This window comes from Helicobacter typhlonius (assembly GCF_001460635.1).
GTDB classification, from domain to species: domain Bacteria; phylum Campylobacterota; class Campylobacteria; order Campylobacterales; family Helicobacteraceae; genus Helicobacter_C; species Helicobacter_C typhlonius.
Map to the genome: position 1 here is coordinate 160867 of NZ_LN907858.1, position 15620 is coordinate 176486.

Consider the following 15620-nt stretch of genomic DNA (forward strand, 5'->3'; position numbering starts at 1 on the left):
AAAATGAGTGAGACACCACAAACAAAGCGCGTAAGCGATGAGGAGATTTTGTATCTAATGAAAAATGCCTCTTTGCGTGAGCTAGGGGAGAGAGCGAGTGCAATAAAGGCGCGGTTGCACCCGGAGAACATTACAACTTTTGTTGTGGATAGAAATATTAATTATACAAATATTTGTTGGGTTGATTGTAAATTTTGTGCCTTTAAACGCAAGGTGGGCGAAGATGGTGTGTATATTTTAAGCTTTGAAGAGATTGATAAAAAGATTGATGAGCTTTTAGCTATTGGTGGCACGCAGATTCTCTTTCAAGGTGGCGTGCATCCAAAGCTTAAAATTGAGTGGTATGAGGAGCTTGTGAGCCATATCGCGCAAAAATATCCTATGATTACCATTCACGGATTTTCGGCTATTGAAGTCAATTACATCGCTCAAATTTCTAAAATCTCAATTCCTGAAGTGCTTAAACGACTACAAAAGGCTGGGCTATCATCAATCCCGGGTGCTGGGGCGGAAATCTTAAGCGATAGGGTTCGGGATATTATCGCACCCAAAAAGCTTGATACAAAAGAATGGCTAGAGGTGCATAGAGAGGCACATAGAATCGGTATGAAAAGCACAGCTACGATGATGTTTGGCAGTGTGGAAAATGATGAAGATATAGTCGCGCATTGGCGTGTTTTGCGTGAATTACAAGATGAATTTAGCGGATTTAGGGCGTTTATTTTGTGGAGCTTTCAGCCAGATAATACGCCTTTGCAAAAAGAAATGCCACAGATTCACAAGGCTTCATCAAATCGATATTTGCGACTTTTAGCGTGCAGTAGAATCTACCTTGATAATTTTAAAAATATCCAAAGCAGCTGGGTTACGCAAGGCTCGTATATCGGGCAACTCGCACTGCTTTTTGGAGCAAATGATTTAGGAAGCACGATGATGGAGGAAAATGTCGTATCAAGCGCAGGTGTGTGTAACTCGATGAACGCGCAGGAGATGATAGCCCTCATCAAAGATATTGGCTCATTCCCTGCTAAGCGCAATACGGCGTATGAAATTTTGGAGCGGTATTGATGAAATATATTTATGCATTTTTGATGATTTTCACAATATGTATAGGAGGCTGTATGAGTAAGGAGAAAGAGGCGGATATACAAAAACAGGGGCAAAAAAGCAAGGTTTCTAGCGCGGTAGATTCTATTCATATTAATGGTGTGAAAGTGCCATTTATTTTTGAAGGAAGCGCAAATTTGCCGGTGGGGAGCTTGCAGCTTGTGTTTATGGGTGGGAGCGCGGATAGCGATATACCCGGACTTGCCTCTATGAGTGCTAAGATTCTAAACGAGGGGACAAAGGCATTAGGAAATGTGGGCTTTGCAAATGAGCTAGAGAGTAAAGCAATCGATTTATACGCAAGTGCTGGATTCCAAACTTTGAGCTTCAATATTTCTTATTTGAAGGAATTTGAGGACGAGAGCCTAAGGCTGTTTGCAATGCTTTTAAAAGACCCAAACCTTACGCAATCAAGCCTTAATAAACTCAAAGATTTGACTTTAAGCAAACTCGCGCGAGATGAAAGCGATTTTGATGAAGTGGCGAGTAAGAATCTTAATAAGATTCTATTCAAAGGCACACCTTTGGCTATCCCTGTGATTGGTGAGAGGGAGAGTATAGAATCTATGACATTAAAGGATATAGAAGCATTTTTGGCGCGCAATCTTGTTTTGAATCGTCTCATTATTGTCGCTGGGGGCGATATGCAAGAAGCAGAGATTAAATCAAAGCTTGGCACACTTTTGGAATCCTTGCCAAAGGGCGAAGCAAAGCAGAGATTGCATTTTAAAGTGTCAAAAGAGATAGATTCTATAATTGAGAAAAAGCCAACAGAACAGGCTTTTATATATTTTGGCGCACCTTTTGATGTGGCGGATAAAGAAAAAAACTATATCGCTAAAGTGATGAGTTTTATACTCGGGGGGAGCGGTTTTGGTTCGCGTATAATGGAGGAAGTGCGTGTAAAAAGAGGACTTGCTTATTCCGCTTCTTTATCTATAAGCGTGGGTGGTATAGCAGATTATGCAAGCGGACATTTACAGACAAAGCTTGAAAACAAAGATGAAGCGATACAAGTTGTCAAAGAAGTGTTGAATGATTTTATCACAAATGGTGCGACACAAGAGGAGCTTGATGCGGCTAAGGCATTTTTGCAAGGCAGTGAGCCGCTACGTGAGGAGAGATTATCCCAAAGACTAAATGTGGCATTTATGAACTATTTTAAAGGGCTACCTTTAGATTATCATAAACAAGAATTGCAACGCATTAATAATTTAAGTCTTGAAGAGCTAAATAGCTACATCAAATCACATAAAGAAATACTACAAATGAGTTTTAGCATAGTAGAGTAGGTTTTAGAATCTAAGTTTGATGAGATTGTATATTTGCATAGAATCCAAAAAGTTGTATGCGTTGTGATTGTAAAGATTTGTGTAAATGGTGATTGAGATAAAGAGAGCTTAAGATTGTGATTCTTGAATTATCTCAATAGCTTTAATCACCCTTAGCACGTGGGCTTTGTCATTTTTAGATTCTGTATTTTTGTTAAGAATAAGCTTTGCAAAATGTGCTATGGAATTATCAAGGGGCATACTTTGTGGCAAAGTAGGGCTAAACTGCTCTCCTAGCTTGTATTCAATCATTTTTTTATAGAGACTATTTGTATCAAAGGTATCTTTTATCACCACGCCTGTATCAAAAAGTGCGATTTTATCCCGCTTGGTTTCATCATAAATTGCACTTTTTTTGCTTCCGCCAATAATCATCTCACGCACTTTAACGGGGCTTAACCAAGAGAGATTGAGGGTAATAATAATGCCGGATTCTAGCCGTATATTGATATTGGCAAGAGCGTCATTGGGATAGTCAAGATATTTCGCGCTAAATGTGGAAACCTCTTTAATATGAAGTCCAACAAGATAATCAATAATGCTTAAATCGTGGATTGCTAAATCCCAAATCACATCTACATTGCTTTGAAATAATCCCAAATTAATGCGCCTTGCGTTAATATAGACAATTTCACCAAAACTCTCTATATGTTCTTTGAGGTATTGCACTGCCGGGGAGTGCAAAAAAATATGGTCGCAGTAAAGTTTCACATTATGTGAATCTGCTAAATCATACAAGATTTTAGCTTGCGTGCTTTGTGTGGTAAGAGGCTTTTCTACAAAGGTATGTTTGCCTTGTTTTAAAGCAGATTCTGCTAGGGCAAAATGTGTGTGCGGTGGTGTGATGATGAATACTGCTTGAATATGAGAATCTGCTAAAATTAGCTCATAATTCGCATAAGGAGTAAAGGCGTAGCTTTGGAGAGCTTCATCTTGGGCTTGTTTATCATTATCAAAAATTGTTGTAAGATGAAAATGTGGGCTATCGTGTAGAGCCTTAGCGACATTGCGTCCCCAGTAGCCATAGCCGATAAGCGCACATTCTATCACTCAAATCCTTTTTTAGCATTATTCATACTCTGCTTTTTCAATGCTTTTTGCGGGGCGATTTGCCTTTTATAACACAAACAAGCAGGATTTAGCACAGAGCTTAAAACCTTGCGTATGCTCTAGCACAAGTGTTTGTGTGATTATAAGTGATTATATTAAATGGGCTTTGTGGTGGCGCAGTGTTGTGTGCGGTGGTGTTGCGAAATGTCTTGTTTTACAAATCGCGCTTTATGTGGGAATAAAATCGTAATAATTTGTGTAGGTTTTGGATTAGGCTGGGTGATTTTTGCGTGAGTAGTGCCACAAAAGGTTTTAGCCAAGTAATAAATACCTAATCATAGGAGAAAATAAGGAAAATATTGTAATGAGATGTTTAAAAATGAGGAAACTTATTTGATTTGTGTTTTAAATTTTTTTGTTTTGAAGCTAATGAAGCCGCAATGTTTGCAGATAAAATAATCTCTTTCCTCTCCAATTTGAAAAACTTTTGTATGCACACGGCTATTAGAATCTTTTTTTTGCAAAGAGATAGTGTATGCAGAGCGAGTATCTGTATCTACAAATTTTAATCCAAAGCTTTTACCACAATTTTGACACAGAGTTTTTTGTTTGGTATAAAGATACATTATTAGTGCTATTATGAAAGGCACAGGAGCAAGAATATAAATAACAGAATCATTTTGCATACAAATGCCAACAAATCCCATTACGCAAATAAGAATCACAGCTAATGACAATAAGATTCGCTCTTTTGCTTCCTTATGCATAGAATTCTCCAAAAGTTAATTTATCTTTTACTTTTTTATCCAAAAAAACCAAAATATTTTTATAATATCCCCCCCCCCCCATTAAAATCTACTTAAAAAGATTCTTGGTGTGTTATAATGAAGCAAAAATTTGGCTAAAAATACAAAATTTTGCAAACACCATTAAGATTTAGGATAAGATAAATGAAAATATTTTTTACTTTTCTTTGCACTCTTTCATTATGCTTTTGTGATAGCCCACAACAAGCCTTTGAGCTTTTGTTATTTGCATTTTTTCTTGTTGCACTTTTTGAAAAAAATAAAAGGGATATAGAATCTGTATATCGCACTCCAAAAATTATGAATATTTTGGCAAGATTTTAAAAAATGACAAAGGTGAATGATGAAACAAAATGCAGCGCAATCACACATCACAAAGGAGCAGATTCAAAACGCAAAGGTAATGATACACGCTCGTAAAAGTGTGATTGATTTTGACACGCTCGGGCGCACACTTGCTTATAGTCCTTATTTGTCGCGCTTTGAGGTGGAGGCATTTACCCGCAAGGGAGATGATAAGCCAAAAATCGCTAAAAGATTCTCTATACAAGCCCATTTTGATGAAGTCTTGTTTCTACAGGAGGCGAGTGATTATGCGCAGAGCAAAGATAATGATGCGTTTTTGCTTGATTTGAGGGCGCAATATGAGAAGATTCAATCAAGTGAGAATGGGCTAGATACAGCTTTAGAATCTATCTCGCTTTTGCGCCGCCATAGCACTTTGCCAATCATTCACGCAGATATATTCCTAGAGCCATATCAAATTTTAGAATCTGCGCTTTTTGGTGCGGATAATGTGCTTATTCCTTGCGCGATACACTCTAAAGATTCTTTAAGCGATTTGTTGCATTTTGCGAGGAAGCTGGGATTTGAGCCTTGTATTGAGGTGAGTGATAAAGCCGAGCTAAAAAAGGCAATTTTTAGTGGCGCGAGTATGCTTTATATCCCACAAAATGCGCTTGATGAGCTTTTGAGCCTCGTGCCAAATACGCAGATGATTATGAGTGATCATTCTAGTGATTATGGTGTTGATATAGTGATTATTAATTAAAATTAGGCTAAATTAAGTTAGCTTTAAAGTGAATTTAGTTAAAAAACACGATTTTTTATCATAAGAAATGGGAGCAAAAAATGGCTTTGATGATTAATGATGAGTGTATTGCGTGCGATTCTTGTGCTGAAGAATGTCCAAATGGCGCGATTGAGGAGGGAGATCCTATTTATAGTATTGATCCAGATGTTTGCACGGAGTGCGTGGGAAGCTATGATGAGCCAAGTTGCCTTAGCGTATGCCCGGTAGATGCGATTGCGCCAGATCCTGATAATGTAGAAACCATTGAGGAGCTACGATATAAGTTTGAGACTTTACAAAAGGGTGAATAGCACATATGGCAAAAATTACTTCTGTTATTGATATTGGCTCAAACTCTGCGCGTATGGCGATATACCGCCGCACTTCGCGCTTTGCTTTTCATTTGATTTATGAGACTAAGAGCAAGGTGCGCATTTCGGAGGGTTGCTATGAATCCGGCGGTGTTTTGGGTAAAGTGCCAATGGAGCGTGCCATTAGTGCGTTAAAAGAGTTTGTTCAAATCGCAAAAGCGCATAAAAGTCGCAAGATTTTTTGCGTGGCGACTTCTGCCCTGCGCGATGCGCCAAATGCGGGTGTGTTTATAGATAGGGCTAGACGAGAATGCGCCCTCTCAATCAAGGTGATTGATGGGAAAAAGGAGGCTCTTTATGGGGGCATAGCTTGTGCTAATCTCTCTCATTATAAAGATGGAATCACAATAGATATAGGGGGAGGAAGCACGGAGTGCGCACTTATAAAAGATGGCAAGATTACGGATTTGATTTCGCTTGATATAGGGACAATTCGCCTTAAAGAGCTTTTTTTTGATAAAAAGGAAAACATAAAAGGTGCGATTGAGTTCATACAAAAACAGCTAAAAGACATACCCGAGCATTTTAGGCACGAGCGTGTCTTTGGTGTTGGTGGCACGATACGCGCCTTAGCAAAAATCATTATGAAAAATAAAAAATATGCCATTGAAGAGGTGCACGGCTATGAGATTGATGCGATACAGAATCTCAAGTTTTTTGAGAAAATTTCGCACACACCCTTGGATAAACTAGCAGACCTTGGTGTGCCACCGGATAGAATCGACAATATCCGCAGTGGTGCGCTTATTTTGCACCTCTTCCTTATGCGTTTTCAAACTAAGCAAGTTGTGGCAAGTGGTGTGGGTGTGCGCGAGGGCGTGTATTTGAGCGATTTATTACGTGGGCATAAAAATGCCTTTCCAAAGGGAATTAATCCCTCTATTGGCGCGATAGAGGATAGATTTATGCTCGATAAAAAATATGCGGAGATGACACGTAAAGAATCTTTAAAGATTTTTGACGCGCTTTTTCCCTTGCATAAACTTGATGAGCAGTGCAAGAAACTTCTTCATATCGCCTCATATCTTTCAAGCGTTGGGCGGATTCTAAATTTTTATAATGCTGGACATCACGGCTCATATTTTTTGCTTAACGCCCTAGAATATGGTTTTTCGCATAGCGAGAGAATGAGTGTGTGCTTACTTGTGGAGTATAGTGGCAAAAAGATTCCTCAAGATGAAAATATTAGACATATAAGCGATATGATGCCCAAACTCCTTAGCCTGCAATGGCTTAGCTTTATGCTTGCTCTTGCAGAGACAATTTGTAGGAGTGAGGGAAATATGCAGATTAGCTATGAGTATGTGAAGCCTAAGATTTTAAAGATTCATACTTCGGCAGATTTGTATCTCGCAAAGGAGAATATTAACAATCTCCACCAACCAGAGCCTTTGTGTATTGAGTTTGTGAAATCTTAGGGGAAATGAGTGAAAGCACAAAATGCGTCTATAAACATCGCGATTTTACGACTTTCTAGCCTCGGCGATGTGATAGTTGGTGCGTGTGTATTGCCCTTTGTGAGGGCGCATTTGAGTGAGAAATATCCACAAGGTGTGCGTTTGCATTGGATTGTTGATAGCACTTTTGGTGCAGTTTTGGAGGATAGCCCTTGTATTGATAATTTGATTAGCATACCTCTTAAAAATGGCGGTATAAAGGCGATTCCACACATTATGGCGCAATTACAGAATCTAGAACCTTTTGATATACTCATTGATATGCAGGGTTTAATCAAATCTGCACTTTGTGGAATGATGAGTAAAAAAAGCGCGTTTTGGGGTTTTGCGTGGGATTCTATAAAAGAGCCTTTGGCAAGTCTATGTTACACGCACAAGGTGCATATCTCTTATAGTGAGCATATTTTAAAACGTAATCTCACGCTTGTAAATGCCGCGCTTGAAATAAAAGAGGAAAGTAAGGATATATTTTATGCTAATCGTGCTCAAGCTTTTGGTGTGAGTAAGCAAGCACGGGAGCAGGTGGAGAGTATTTTGGCAGAAGCTAGTGTGCAAAATGGCGTAAATGGTGCGAATAAAGGGGATTGTATAAATATCCTACTCGTGCTTGAGGCGAGTTTAGAATCTAAAAGTTACCCGGTGGATTTATTTATAGAGGTGATACGAGAGTTTTTAGAATCTCACCCACTCGCGCGTATCTTGCTTATTCAGCACGGCACGGACAAGGCACAGCGTATAAAGGAGCATTTCAAGGCGGACAATCAAGTAGTGCTGTTGCCACCCATTAGTATGGGGGCTTTAAAGGCACTTATGCAAGAGGTGAATTTGGTCATTGGCGGGGATACGGGTGTTACGCATTTGGCATGGGCGATGCAGAGGGCTTCACTTACGCTTTATGGCAATACCCCACCGCAGAGATTCGCGCTCAATAGCCCCATCAATCGCTTTTTGTGCGGTAGTGAGAATCCAAATTATAAAAAAGATGATTTTTCCATTGCACGCATAGCCCCGCATACGATTTGTGCGTGTGCTAGGGAGATACTAGACACAGCTAGGATAACAAAATGAATGTGTTGGCAAAGATCTTAAGATATGTAGCCGATGGGCTTGGTTTTTTTCTAGCGCATATCCCACATAGGCTTTTTGTGTGGCACATCAAGTCTTTGGCTTTTATGATGAGAATCTTCGATAGGCGGAGATTCAAAGATGCTAAGGCGAATTTGGATTTTGTCTATGGGGAGGAGATGAGTGAGGAACAAAAGCGTGCGCTCATCAAAAAATGTTACGAAAATTTTGCTTTTGTGCTATTAGAGACCATACGCGTGCCATTTATCTCCACAGAAGCTTATGCGCGGTATTTTACATTTATCGATGAACATTATATTTTAGAATCCCTACAGAAAGACAAGGGTGCGGTGCTTGTGTCTGCTCACTATGGGTATTGGGAGGCAATGGCGAGCGTGCTGCCACCTCGCTATGCTTGGTGCAATATGGCTTCTTTGGGGCGTTTGACGCCATTTGATGCGATTAATCAAATGATTATCTCAAGGCGAGAGTTACAGAAGGTAAAATTTATTGATAAAAAGGGTGCGTTTAAGCATTTGCTGAAGCTTTATGGCGGTGGTAATGCTCTCGTTGGTATTCTCATCGACCAAAATATTTCTGAAAGCGAGGGCGTGTGGATTGAGTTTTTTGGCAAGAGGGCTACACACACGACTATCGCCTCTGTACTTTCTCGCCGCTTTAATGTGGGAATTGTGCCTGTGATGATTAGTATTAACGAGGATTATAGGAGATTTGAGGTGCGATTCTACCCGCCCATTTACTGCAAGAAAAGCGAGGATAGCAATGCGGATATTTTAGAAGCTACACAATCTCAAGCAGATACGATTGAAGGGGCGATTAGGGCAAAACCTCAAGATTGGTTTTGGTTTCATAAGCGCTGGAAATCGGCTTATAGGGAGATTTACAATTCTTAAGGTGTTAGGATTTTGGAATCTATTGCGGAGCTGTCTCTTTCTCTGTCATTTTTTAACAAAATAGAGAAGATAAAGATTTTATAATTTACCAAAACAAAGTATAAAACCCTATACATGATGAAGATTCTAAAACCTAAAAGAATCGGTATAGAATAGTCTGCGTAGCGTAAGCAGTGGGGTTGGTTAATTTTTTATAAAAACTGCTATTTTTAGCATTTCTATTAAGCCCACTTTAAGCCTCGCTTTTGTAATATTTCACTCCCATTTGATTGAGCTTCTGTCTCTTCTTGTAGGTTTAGCAAATGTATGAGCTTTTTTGTTTATCATAAACATTGAGAGCATAGACTTATGTTTAAAAACTGCATCAAAGATACTAAGGGTTATTTCTTATGGTTGTTCTTTATCAATATAATCAATGTTTGCATTAGCTTTTAAGATGAGCTTAAAGCTGTTTTTGCTGGTTATATTTGGTATGATCTTTGACATCTAAGCAAGAAAATGAAGTATTTTATTTCTTAATCTTTTAATAAGAGTAAAGACAATAAAAACTTGTATTTCTTAGTTCAATTCTTAATAACTCAAATATGACTTTGAGAGATTTTAGAATCTATTTTTACTTTAATAAAGCAAAAATAGCATAATAGAATCTATAAACTCTAGTCTTTGTGATAAAGAAACACTAAGAGATGAAGGACAAACTTATCAAAGCAATCACATTTATTTAGTGATTAATGTGAAGCATTTTATGGAGAGTTTGATCCTGGCTCAGAGTGAACGCTGGCGGCGTGCCTAATACATGCAAGTCGAACGATGAAGCTTTTAGCTTGCTAGAAGTGGATTAGTGGCGCACGGGTGAGTAATGCATAGGTTATGTGCCCTTTAGTCTGGGATAGCCACTGGAAACGGTGATTAATACTGGATACTCCCTACGGGGGAAAGGGACTCTTAAATATGCTCCTAGAGTATTTTTAAAACAAGAAGTCGCGTGAGTGAAAAGGAAAATTGTAGAAGGCTTATAAAAATAAGTCAAAACAATTTGACGCATTCAAACACGATGAATTTTTTGAATTTAAAGATATTCTAGGGGTATATTTAAGAGTCTCCGCTAAAGGATCAGCCTATGTCCTATCAGCTTGTTGGTGAGGTAATGGCTCACCAAGGCTATGACGGGTATCCGGCCTGAGAGGGTGATCGGACACACTGGAACTGAGACACGGTCCAGACTCCTACGGGAGGCAGCAGTAGGGAATATTGCTCAATGGGGGAAACCCTGAAGCAGCAACGCCGCGTGGAGGATGAAGGTTTTAGGATTGTAAACTCCTTTTGTGAGAGAAGATTATGACGGTATCTCACGAATAAGCACCGGCTAACTCCGTGCCAGCAGCCGCGGTAATACGGAGGGTGCAAGCGTTACTCGGAATCACTGGGCGTAAAGAGTGCGCAGGCGGGGTGGTAAGTCAGATGTGAAATCCTGTAGCTTAACTACAGAACTGCATTTGAAACTATCACTCTAGAGTATGGGAGAGGTAGGTGGAATTCTTGGTGTAGGGGTAAAATCCGTAGAGATCAAGAGGAATACTCATTGCGAAGGCGACCTACTGGAACATTACTGACGCTCATGCACGAAAGCGTGGGGAGCAAACAGGATTAGATACCCTGGTAGTCCACGCCCTAAACGATGAATGCTAGTTGTTGCCCTGCTTGTCAGGGCAGTAATGCAGCTAACGCATTAAGCATTCCGCCTGGGGAGTACGGTCGCAAGATTAAAACTCAAAGGAATAGACGGGGACCCGCACAAGCGGTGGAGCATGTGGTTTAATTCGAAGATACGCGAAGAACCTTACCTAGGCTTGACATTGATAGAATCCTATAGAGATATGGGAGTGCCCTTCGGGGAGCTTGAAAACAGGTGCTGCACGGCTGTCGTCAGCTCGTGTCGTGAGATGTTGGGTTAAGTCCCGCAACGAGCGCAACCCTCGTCCTTAGTTGCTAGCAGCTCGGCTGAGCACTCTAAGGAGACTGCCTTCGTAAGGAGGAGGAAGGTGAGGACGACGTCAAGTCATCATGGCCCTTACGCCTAGGGCTACACACGTGCTACAATGGGGCATACAATGAGGAGCAATACCGCGAGGTGGAGCAAATCTCTAAAATGTCTCTCAGTTCGGATTGTAGTCTGCAACTCGACTACATGAAGCTGGAATCGCTAGTAATCGCAAATCAGCAATGTTGCGGTGAATACGTTCCCGGGTCTTGTACTCACCGCCCGTCACACCATGGGAGTTGTATTCGCCTTAAGTCGGGATACTAAATTGGTTACCGCCCACGGCGGATGCAGCGACTGGGGTGAAGTCGTAACAAGGTAACCGTAGGTGAACCTGCGGTTGGATCACCTCCTTTCTAGAGATATGTTAAAACATTCGCTTGTTTTAACCAACTCTGTATTTGAAGAGAGAATAAAATACTCAATGGACTTGCTTAGTTTTCAGGGATCTCCAAAATAGCAGTTTAAATAGTAAGCTTAAGGGGCTTATAGCTCAGGTGGTTAGAGCGCACCCCTGATAAGGGTGAGGTCGGAGGTTCAAGTCCTCCTAAGCCCACCAAAATTGTTCTTTTTGCGATAAAGCACTGATTCCTCATTGTTTTTTTAGTCATTACTTACTTGGTAATCCCTTTCAAAGACAATAAAATCAGCACTTTTTCATCAAAGATAACTAATTTTAAAATTATCAAACTATTAGAGAGATTAGATTCTAATTTAATAGTTCTCTTGGGGAATTAGCTCAGCTGGGAGAGCGCCTGCTTTGCACGCAGGAGGTCAGCGGTTCGATCCCGCTATTCTCCACCACTTGTAGAATCTTAAGTTGCAATGTGAGAGATTGATATAAATCCATAAAGTCTTATACAGAGATTGCATAAGTTTTTTATGAAGTTATAGAATCTAAGGATTTATCTTTCATATTTAGCTTTATGTATGCGATTGTGTGATGATGAGAGACAAAAAAGTTTAATGCAAGGCTTAAAGCTTGTAAGCTTAGAAACAAGGAATTAAGCAGAAGCAAAAAGGTTCTTAAACTTTGCATTAGACTTTAGTCTAAGTGTTATTTGAAAACTTATTGTTAAAGCCTAAAATAGTAATTAACTACAATTACGCGATATATTGTTTTATTGTTTGTCATACATTCAATAAGGCAGTATCCTTAGAAGTAAAAGCTTGTAAGGGCAAATGGTGGATGCCTTGGGTGATAGAGGCGATGAAGGACGTACTAGACTGCGATAAGCTACGGGGAGCTGTCAAGAAGCTTTGATCCGTAGATTTCCGAATGGGGCAACCCAATACCTAGAGATAGGTATTACCTTTAATGGAGCGAACCTAGCGAAGTGAAACATCTCAGTAGCTAGAGGAAAAGAAATCAAACGAGATTCTCTTAGTAGCGGCGAGCGAACGGGGAAGAGGGCAAACCCAATGCTTGCATTGGGGGTTGAGGACTGCAATATCCACTGCAATCTTTTAGCAGAATATTCTGGAAAGGATAATCATAGAGGGTGATAGTCCCGTATGCGAAAAGAGATTGCTAGGTAGCAGTATCCAGAGTAGGTCAGGACACGTGAAATCCGGGCTGAAGCAGGGGAGACCACTCTCCAACCCTAAATACTCCTATCACACCGATAGCGAACAAGTACCGTGAGGGAAAGGTGAAAAGAACCGCAGTGAGCGGAGTGAAATAGAACCTGAAACCATTTGCCTACAATCATTCAGAGCCCTATGATTTATCAGGGTGATGGACTGCCTTTTGCATAATGATCCTGCGAGTTGTGGTATCTGGCGAGGTTAAGCAAACGCGAAGCCGTAGCGAAAGCGAGTCTGAAAGGGCGTTTAGTCAGATGCTGCAGACCCGAAGCCAAGTGATCTATCCATGGCCAAGTTGAAGTAAGTGTAATAGCTTATGGAGGACTGAACTCGTGCCCATTGAAACGGGCTGGGATGAGCTGTGGATAGGGGTGAAAGGCCAAACAAACTTGGTGATAGCTGGTTCTCTTCGAAATATATTTAGGTATAGCCTCAAGTGATAGTAATAGGGGGTAGAGCTCTGATTGGGCTAGGGCTGCTCACCGCGGTACCAACCCCTGTCAAACTACGAATACCTATTACCGTATCTTGGGAGTCAGGCGGTGGGTGATAAAATCAATCGTCAAGAGGGAAACAACCCAGACTACCAACTAAGGTCCCAAAGTTCTATTCTAAGTGGAAAATGATGTGAAGTTACTTAGACAACCAGGAGGTTGGCTTAGAAGCAGCCATCCTTTAAAGAAAGCGTAACAGCTCACTGGTCTAGTGATTTTGCGCAGAAAATATAACGGGGCTAAGATAGACACCGAAGTTGTAGATTGTGCTGATGCACAGTGGTAGAAGAGCGTTCGTATCAGCGTTGAAGGCATACCGGTAAGGAGTGCTGGAGCGATGCGAAGTGAGCATGCAGGAATGAGTAGCGATAAAAGTGGTGAGAATCCACTTCGCCGAAAATCTAAGGTTTCCTACGCGATGCTCGTCATCGTAGGGTTAGTCGGGTCCTAAGACAAGTCCGAAAGGGGTAGTCGATGGCAAATGGGTTAATATTCCCATACCAACATAAGTGTGCGATGGGGGGACGCATAGGGCTAAGTAGCGTTAGCTGATGGAAGTGCTAACTTAAGAGTGTAGATTGGAGGATTGGCAAATCCGCCTCTGTATTTGAAACTCCAATAGCTTCAAGCGATCTTCGGATCAATTGGAGTGCTACTGACGCCGTCGTGCCAAGAAAAGCCTCTAAGTTTAGCTTATGTTGCCCGTACCGCAAACCGACACAGGTAGATGAGATGAGTATTCTAAGGCGCGTGAAAGAACTCTGGTTAAGGAACTCTGCAAACTAGCACCGTAAGTTCGCGATAAGGTGTGCCACAGCAATGTGGTCTCAGCAAAGAGTCCCTCCCGACTGTTTACCAAAAACACAGCACTTTGCAAACTCGTAAGAGGAAGTATAAGGTGTGACGCCTGCCCGGTGCTCGAAGGTTAAGAGGATCCGTTAGCAGCAATGCGAAGCGTTGAATTGAAGCCCGAGTAAACGGCGGCCGTAACTATAACGGTCCTAAGGTAGCGAAATTCCTTGTCGGTTAAATACCGACCTGCATGAATGGCGTAACGAGATGGGAGCTGTCTCAACCAGGGATTCAGTGAAATTGTAGTGGAGGTGAAAATTCCTCCTACCCGCGGCAAGACGGAAAGACCCCGTGGACCTTTACTACAGCTTGGCACTGCCGATGGGAGCATTATGCGCAGGATAGGTGGGAGGCTTTGAAGTCTTCACTCTGGTGGAGATAGAGCCATCGTTGAGATACCACCCTTAATGTTTCTGTCTGCTAACTAGCTTGAGTTATCCTCAAGTAGGACAATGCCTGGTGGGTAGTTTGACTGGGGCGGTCGCCTCCTAAAAAGTAACGGAGGCTTACAAAGGTTGGCTCATTGCGGTTGGAAATCGCAAGAAGAGTGTAATGGCATAAGCCAGCCTGACTGCAAGACAAACAAGTCAAGCAGAGACGAAAGTCGGTCATAGTGATCCGGTGATTCTGTGTGGAAGGGTCATCGCTCAAAGGATAAAAGGTACCCCGGGGATAACAGGCTGATCTCCCCCAAGAGCTCACATCGACGGGGAGGTTTGGCACCTCGATGTCGGCTCATCGCATCCTGGGGCTGGAGCAGGTCCCAAGGGTATGGCTGTTCGCCATTTAAAGCGGTACGCGAGCTGGGTTCAGAACGTCGTGAGACAGTTCGGTCCCTATCTGCCGTGGGCGTAGGAAAGTTGAGGAGAGCTGTCCCTAGTACGAGAGGACCGGGATGGACACGCCACTGGTGTACCAGTTGTTCTGCCAAGAGCATCGCTGGGTAGCTACGCGTGGATGTGATAACCGCTGAAAGCATCTAAGCGGGAAGCCAACTCCAAGATGAACTTTCCCTGAAGGTCGCAGCAAGACTAGCTGCTTGATAGGGTAGATGTGTAAGCATAGTAATGTGTTTAGCTGACTACTACTAATAGACCGTTTGGCTTTTTTCTAAGATACTGCCTTATTGAGTGTATGGGAGTCTTAAGTCTTAAAGAGATGAGATTCTAAACATAAGATAAAAGCGTGGTTGTAGAGATTACTAAGGCTTTACAATACTTTACATAAAGCGAGCTTTGAAGGATTCTAGCAATGTTTAGAATCTAAAAAGAGAGTATAAAACAGCAAATATTATAATTTCTCTCTTTACTTTAAAGCAAGTCGTAAAGAAAAATGGAAATAAGGATAAGCAGAGCTTAATGCAATGATAGCTTTACATCTTATGATTTAAAAACATTGCATAAAAAGAATAATAAAGAGACTAGGCAAGAAAAATGTTAAGTCTCTAAGCTTTACAAGCTTAGCATCTTAGCT

The 15620-nt window shown here is 41.3% G+C and carries 11 protein-coding genes, 2 tRNA genes and 2 rRNA genes; 13 read left to right on the forward strand and 2 right to left on the reverse strand.

Going from position 1 to position 15620, the window contains the following annotated elements; genetic code table 11:
• Window positions 1-3: 3 nt before the first annotated feature.
• Window positions 4-1068, forward strand: a complete 1065-nt coding sequence (locus tag BN2458_RS00795) for a dehypoxanthine futalosine cyclase (protein WP_034326624.1) — start codon at window positions 4-6, stop codon at window positions 1066-1068.
• Between the two features lie 53 nt (window positions 1069-1121).
• Window positions 1122-2399 (forward strand): M16 family metallopeptidase, encoded by a 1278-nt coding sequence (locus tag BN2458_RS00800; protein WP_052082159.1) that lies wholly within the window; start codon window positions 1122-1124, stop codon window positions 2397-2399.
• A gap of 108 nt (window positions 2400-2507) precedes the next feature.
• On the opposite strand, the gene BN2458_RS00805 is transcribed toward BN2458_RS00800, so the two are convergent.
• Window positions 2508-3488 (reverse strand): Gfo/Idh/MocA family protein, encoded by a 981-nt coding sequence (locus tag BN2458_RS00805; RefSeq protein ID WP_058122009.1) that lies wholly within the window; start codon window positions 3486-3488, stop codon window positions 2508-2510.
• A 40-nt stretch (window positions 3489-3528) separates the two neighbouring features.
• Here BN2458_RS00805 and BN2458_RS00810 point away from each other — a divergent pair, with 40 nt between their 5' ends.
• Window positions 3529-3738 (forward strand): hypothetical protein, encoded by a 210-nt coding sequence (locus BN2458_RS00810; RefSeq protein ID WP_034326620.1) that lies wholly within the window; start codon window positions 3529-3531, stop codon window positions 3736-3738.
• 139 nt (window positions 3739-3877) lie between these two features.
• Here the strand turns inward: BN2458_RS00810 and BN2458_RS00815 are convergent, their stop codons facing one another.
• Window positions 3878-4255, reverse strand: a complete 378-nt coding sequence (locus BN2458_RS00815) for a hypothetical protein (protein WP_034343307.1) — start codon at window positions 4253-4255, stop codon at window positions 3878-3880.
• A 183-nt stretch (window positions 4256-4438) separates the two neighbouring features.
• Here BN2458_RS00815 and BN2458_RS00820 point away from each other — a divergent pair, with 183 nt between their 5' ends.
• The 10 genes from BN2458_RS00820 to BN2458_RS00865 all read left to right on the forward strand — a co-directional run bounded on the left by BN2458_RS00820 (window position 4439) and on the right by BN2458_RS00865 (window position 15259).
• Window positions 4439-4618, forward strand: coding sequence for a hypothetical protein (locus BN2458_RS00820; protein ID WP_034328402.1), 180 nt, complete (start codon window positions 4439-4441; stop codon window positions 4616-4618).
• Window positions 4619-4637: 19 nt separating this feature from the next.
• Window positions 4638-5345: an indole-3-glycerol-phosphate synthase gene (locus BN2458_RS00825; RefSeq protein WP_034328400.1), complete on the forward strand. Its 708-nt coding sequence runs from the start codon at window positions 4638-4640 to the stop codon at window positions 5343-5345.
• Window positions 5346-5425: 80 nt separating this feature from the next.
• The gene (locus BN2458_RS00830) at window positions 5426-5677 is read left to right on the forward strand and encodes a YfhL family 4Fe-4S dicluster ferredoxin (RefSeq protein ID WP_034328399.1); all 252 of its coding nucleotides are present in this window, start codon (window positions 5426-5428) and stop codon (window positions 5675-5677) included.
• Between the two features lie 5 nt (window positions 5678-5682).
• Window positions 5683-7155, forward strand: coding sequence for a Ppx/GppA phosphatase family protein (locus BN2458_RS00835; protein ID WP_034343981.1), 1473 nt, complete (start codon window positions 5683-5685; stop codon window positions 7153-7155).
• A 9-nt stretch (window positions 7156-7164) separates the two neighbouring features.
• Window positions 7165-8262 (forward strand): lipopolysaccharide heptosyltransferase I, encoded by a 1098-nt coding sequence (waaC, locus tag BN2458_RS00840; RefSeq protein WP_231944809.1) that lies wholly within the window; start codon window positions 7165-7167, stop codon window positions 8260-8262.
• Complete coding sequence (locus tag BN2458_RS00845) at window positions 8259-9173, forward strand: lipid A biosynthesis lauroyl acyltransferase (RefSeq protein WP_034342154.1); 915 nt, start codon at window positions 8259-8261, stop codon at window positions 9171-9173. The genes waaC and BN2458_RS00845 overlap by 4 nt, the downstream gene beginning before the upstream one ends.
• 742 nt (window positions 9174-9915) lie before the next feature.
• Window positions 9916-11570: ribosomal RNA gene (locus BN2458_RS00850) — 16S ribosomal RNA — on the forward strand.
• Window positions 11571-11696: 126 nt separating this feature from the next.
• Window positions 11697-11773 (forward strand) — tRNA-Ile (locus BN2458_RS00855).
• 169 nt (window positions 11774-11942) lie between these two features.
• Window positions 11943-12018, forward strand: a tRNA-Ala gene (locus BN2458_RS00860).
• 358 nt (window positions 12019-12376) lie between these two features.
• Window positions 12377-15259, forward strand: a 23S ribosomal RNA gene (locus tag BN2458_RS00865).
• The 16S and 23S rRNA genes sit together here with 2 tRNA genes alongside, the layout of an rRNA operon.
• The last annotated feature ends 361 nt before the right edge of the window (window positions 15260-15620 follow it).

Excerpts from the sequence above, each read along its gene's own strand:
- BN2458_RS00795 (WP_034326624.1), top strand. The coding sequence starts at position 4 with ATGAGTGAGACACCACAAACAAAGCGCGTAAGCGATGAGGAGATTTTG.
- BN2458_RS00810 (WP_034326620.1), top strand. The coding sequence starts at position 3,529 with ATGCTTTTTGCGGGGCGATTTGCCTTTTATAACACAAACAAGCAGGAT.
- BN2458_RS00830 (WP_034328399.1), top strand. The coding sequence starts at position 5,426 with ATGGCTTTGATGATTAATGATGAGTGTATTGCGTGCGATTCTTGTGCT.
- BN2458_RS00815 (WP_034343307.1), bottom strand. The coding sequence starts at position 4,255 with ATGCATAAGGAAGCAAAAGAGCGAATCTTATTGTCATTAGCTGTGATT.
- BN2458_RS00825 (WP_034328400.1), top strand. The coding sequence starts at position 4,638 with ATGAAACAAAATGCAGCGCAATCACACATCACAAAGGAGCAGATTCAA.
- BN2458_RS00800 (WP_052082159.1), top strand. The coding sequence starts at position 1,122 with ATGAGTAAGGAGAAAGAGGCGGATATACAAAAACAGGGGCAAAAAAGC.
- BN2458_RS00835 (WP_034343981.1), top strand. The coding sequence starts at position 5,683 with ATGGCAAAAATTACTTCTGTTATTGATATTGGCTCAAACTCTGCGCGT.
- BN2458_RS00820 (WP_034328402.1), top strand. The coding sequence starts at position 4,439 with ATGAAAATATTTTTTACTTTTCTTTGCACTCTTTCATTATGCTTTTGT.
- BN2458_RS00845 (WP_034342154.1), top strand. The coding sequence starts at position 8,259 with ATGAATGTGTTGGCAAAGATCTTAAGATATGTAGCCGATGGGCTTGGT.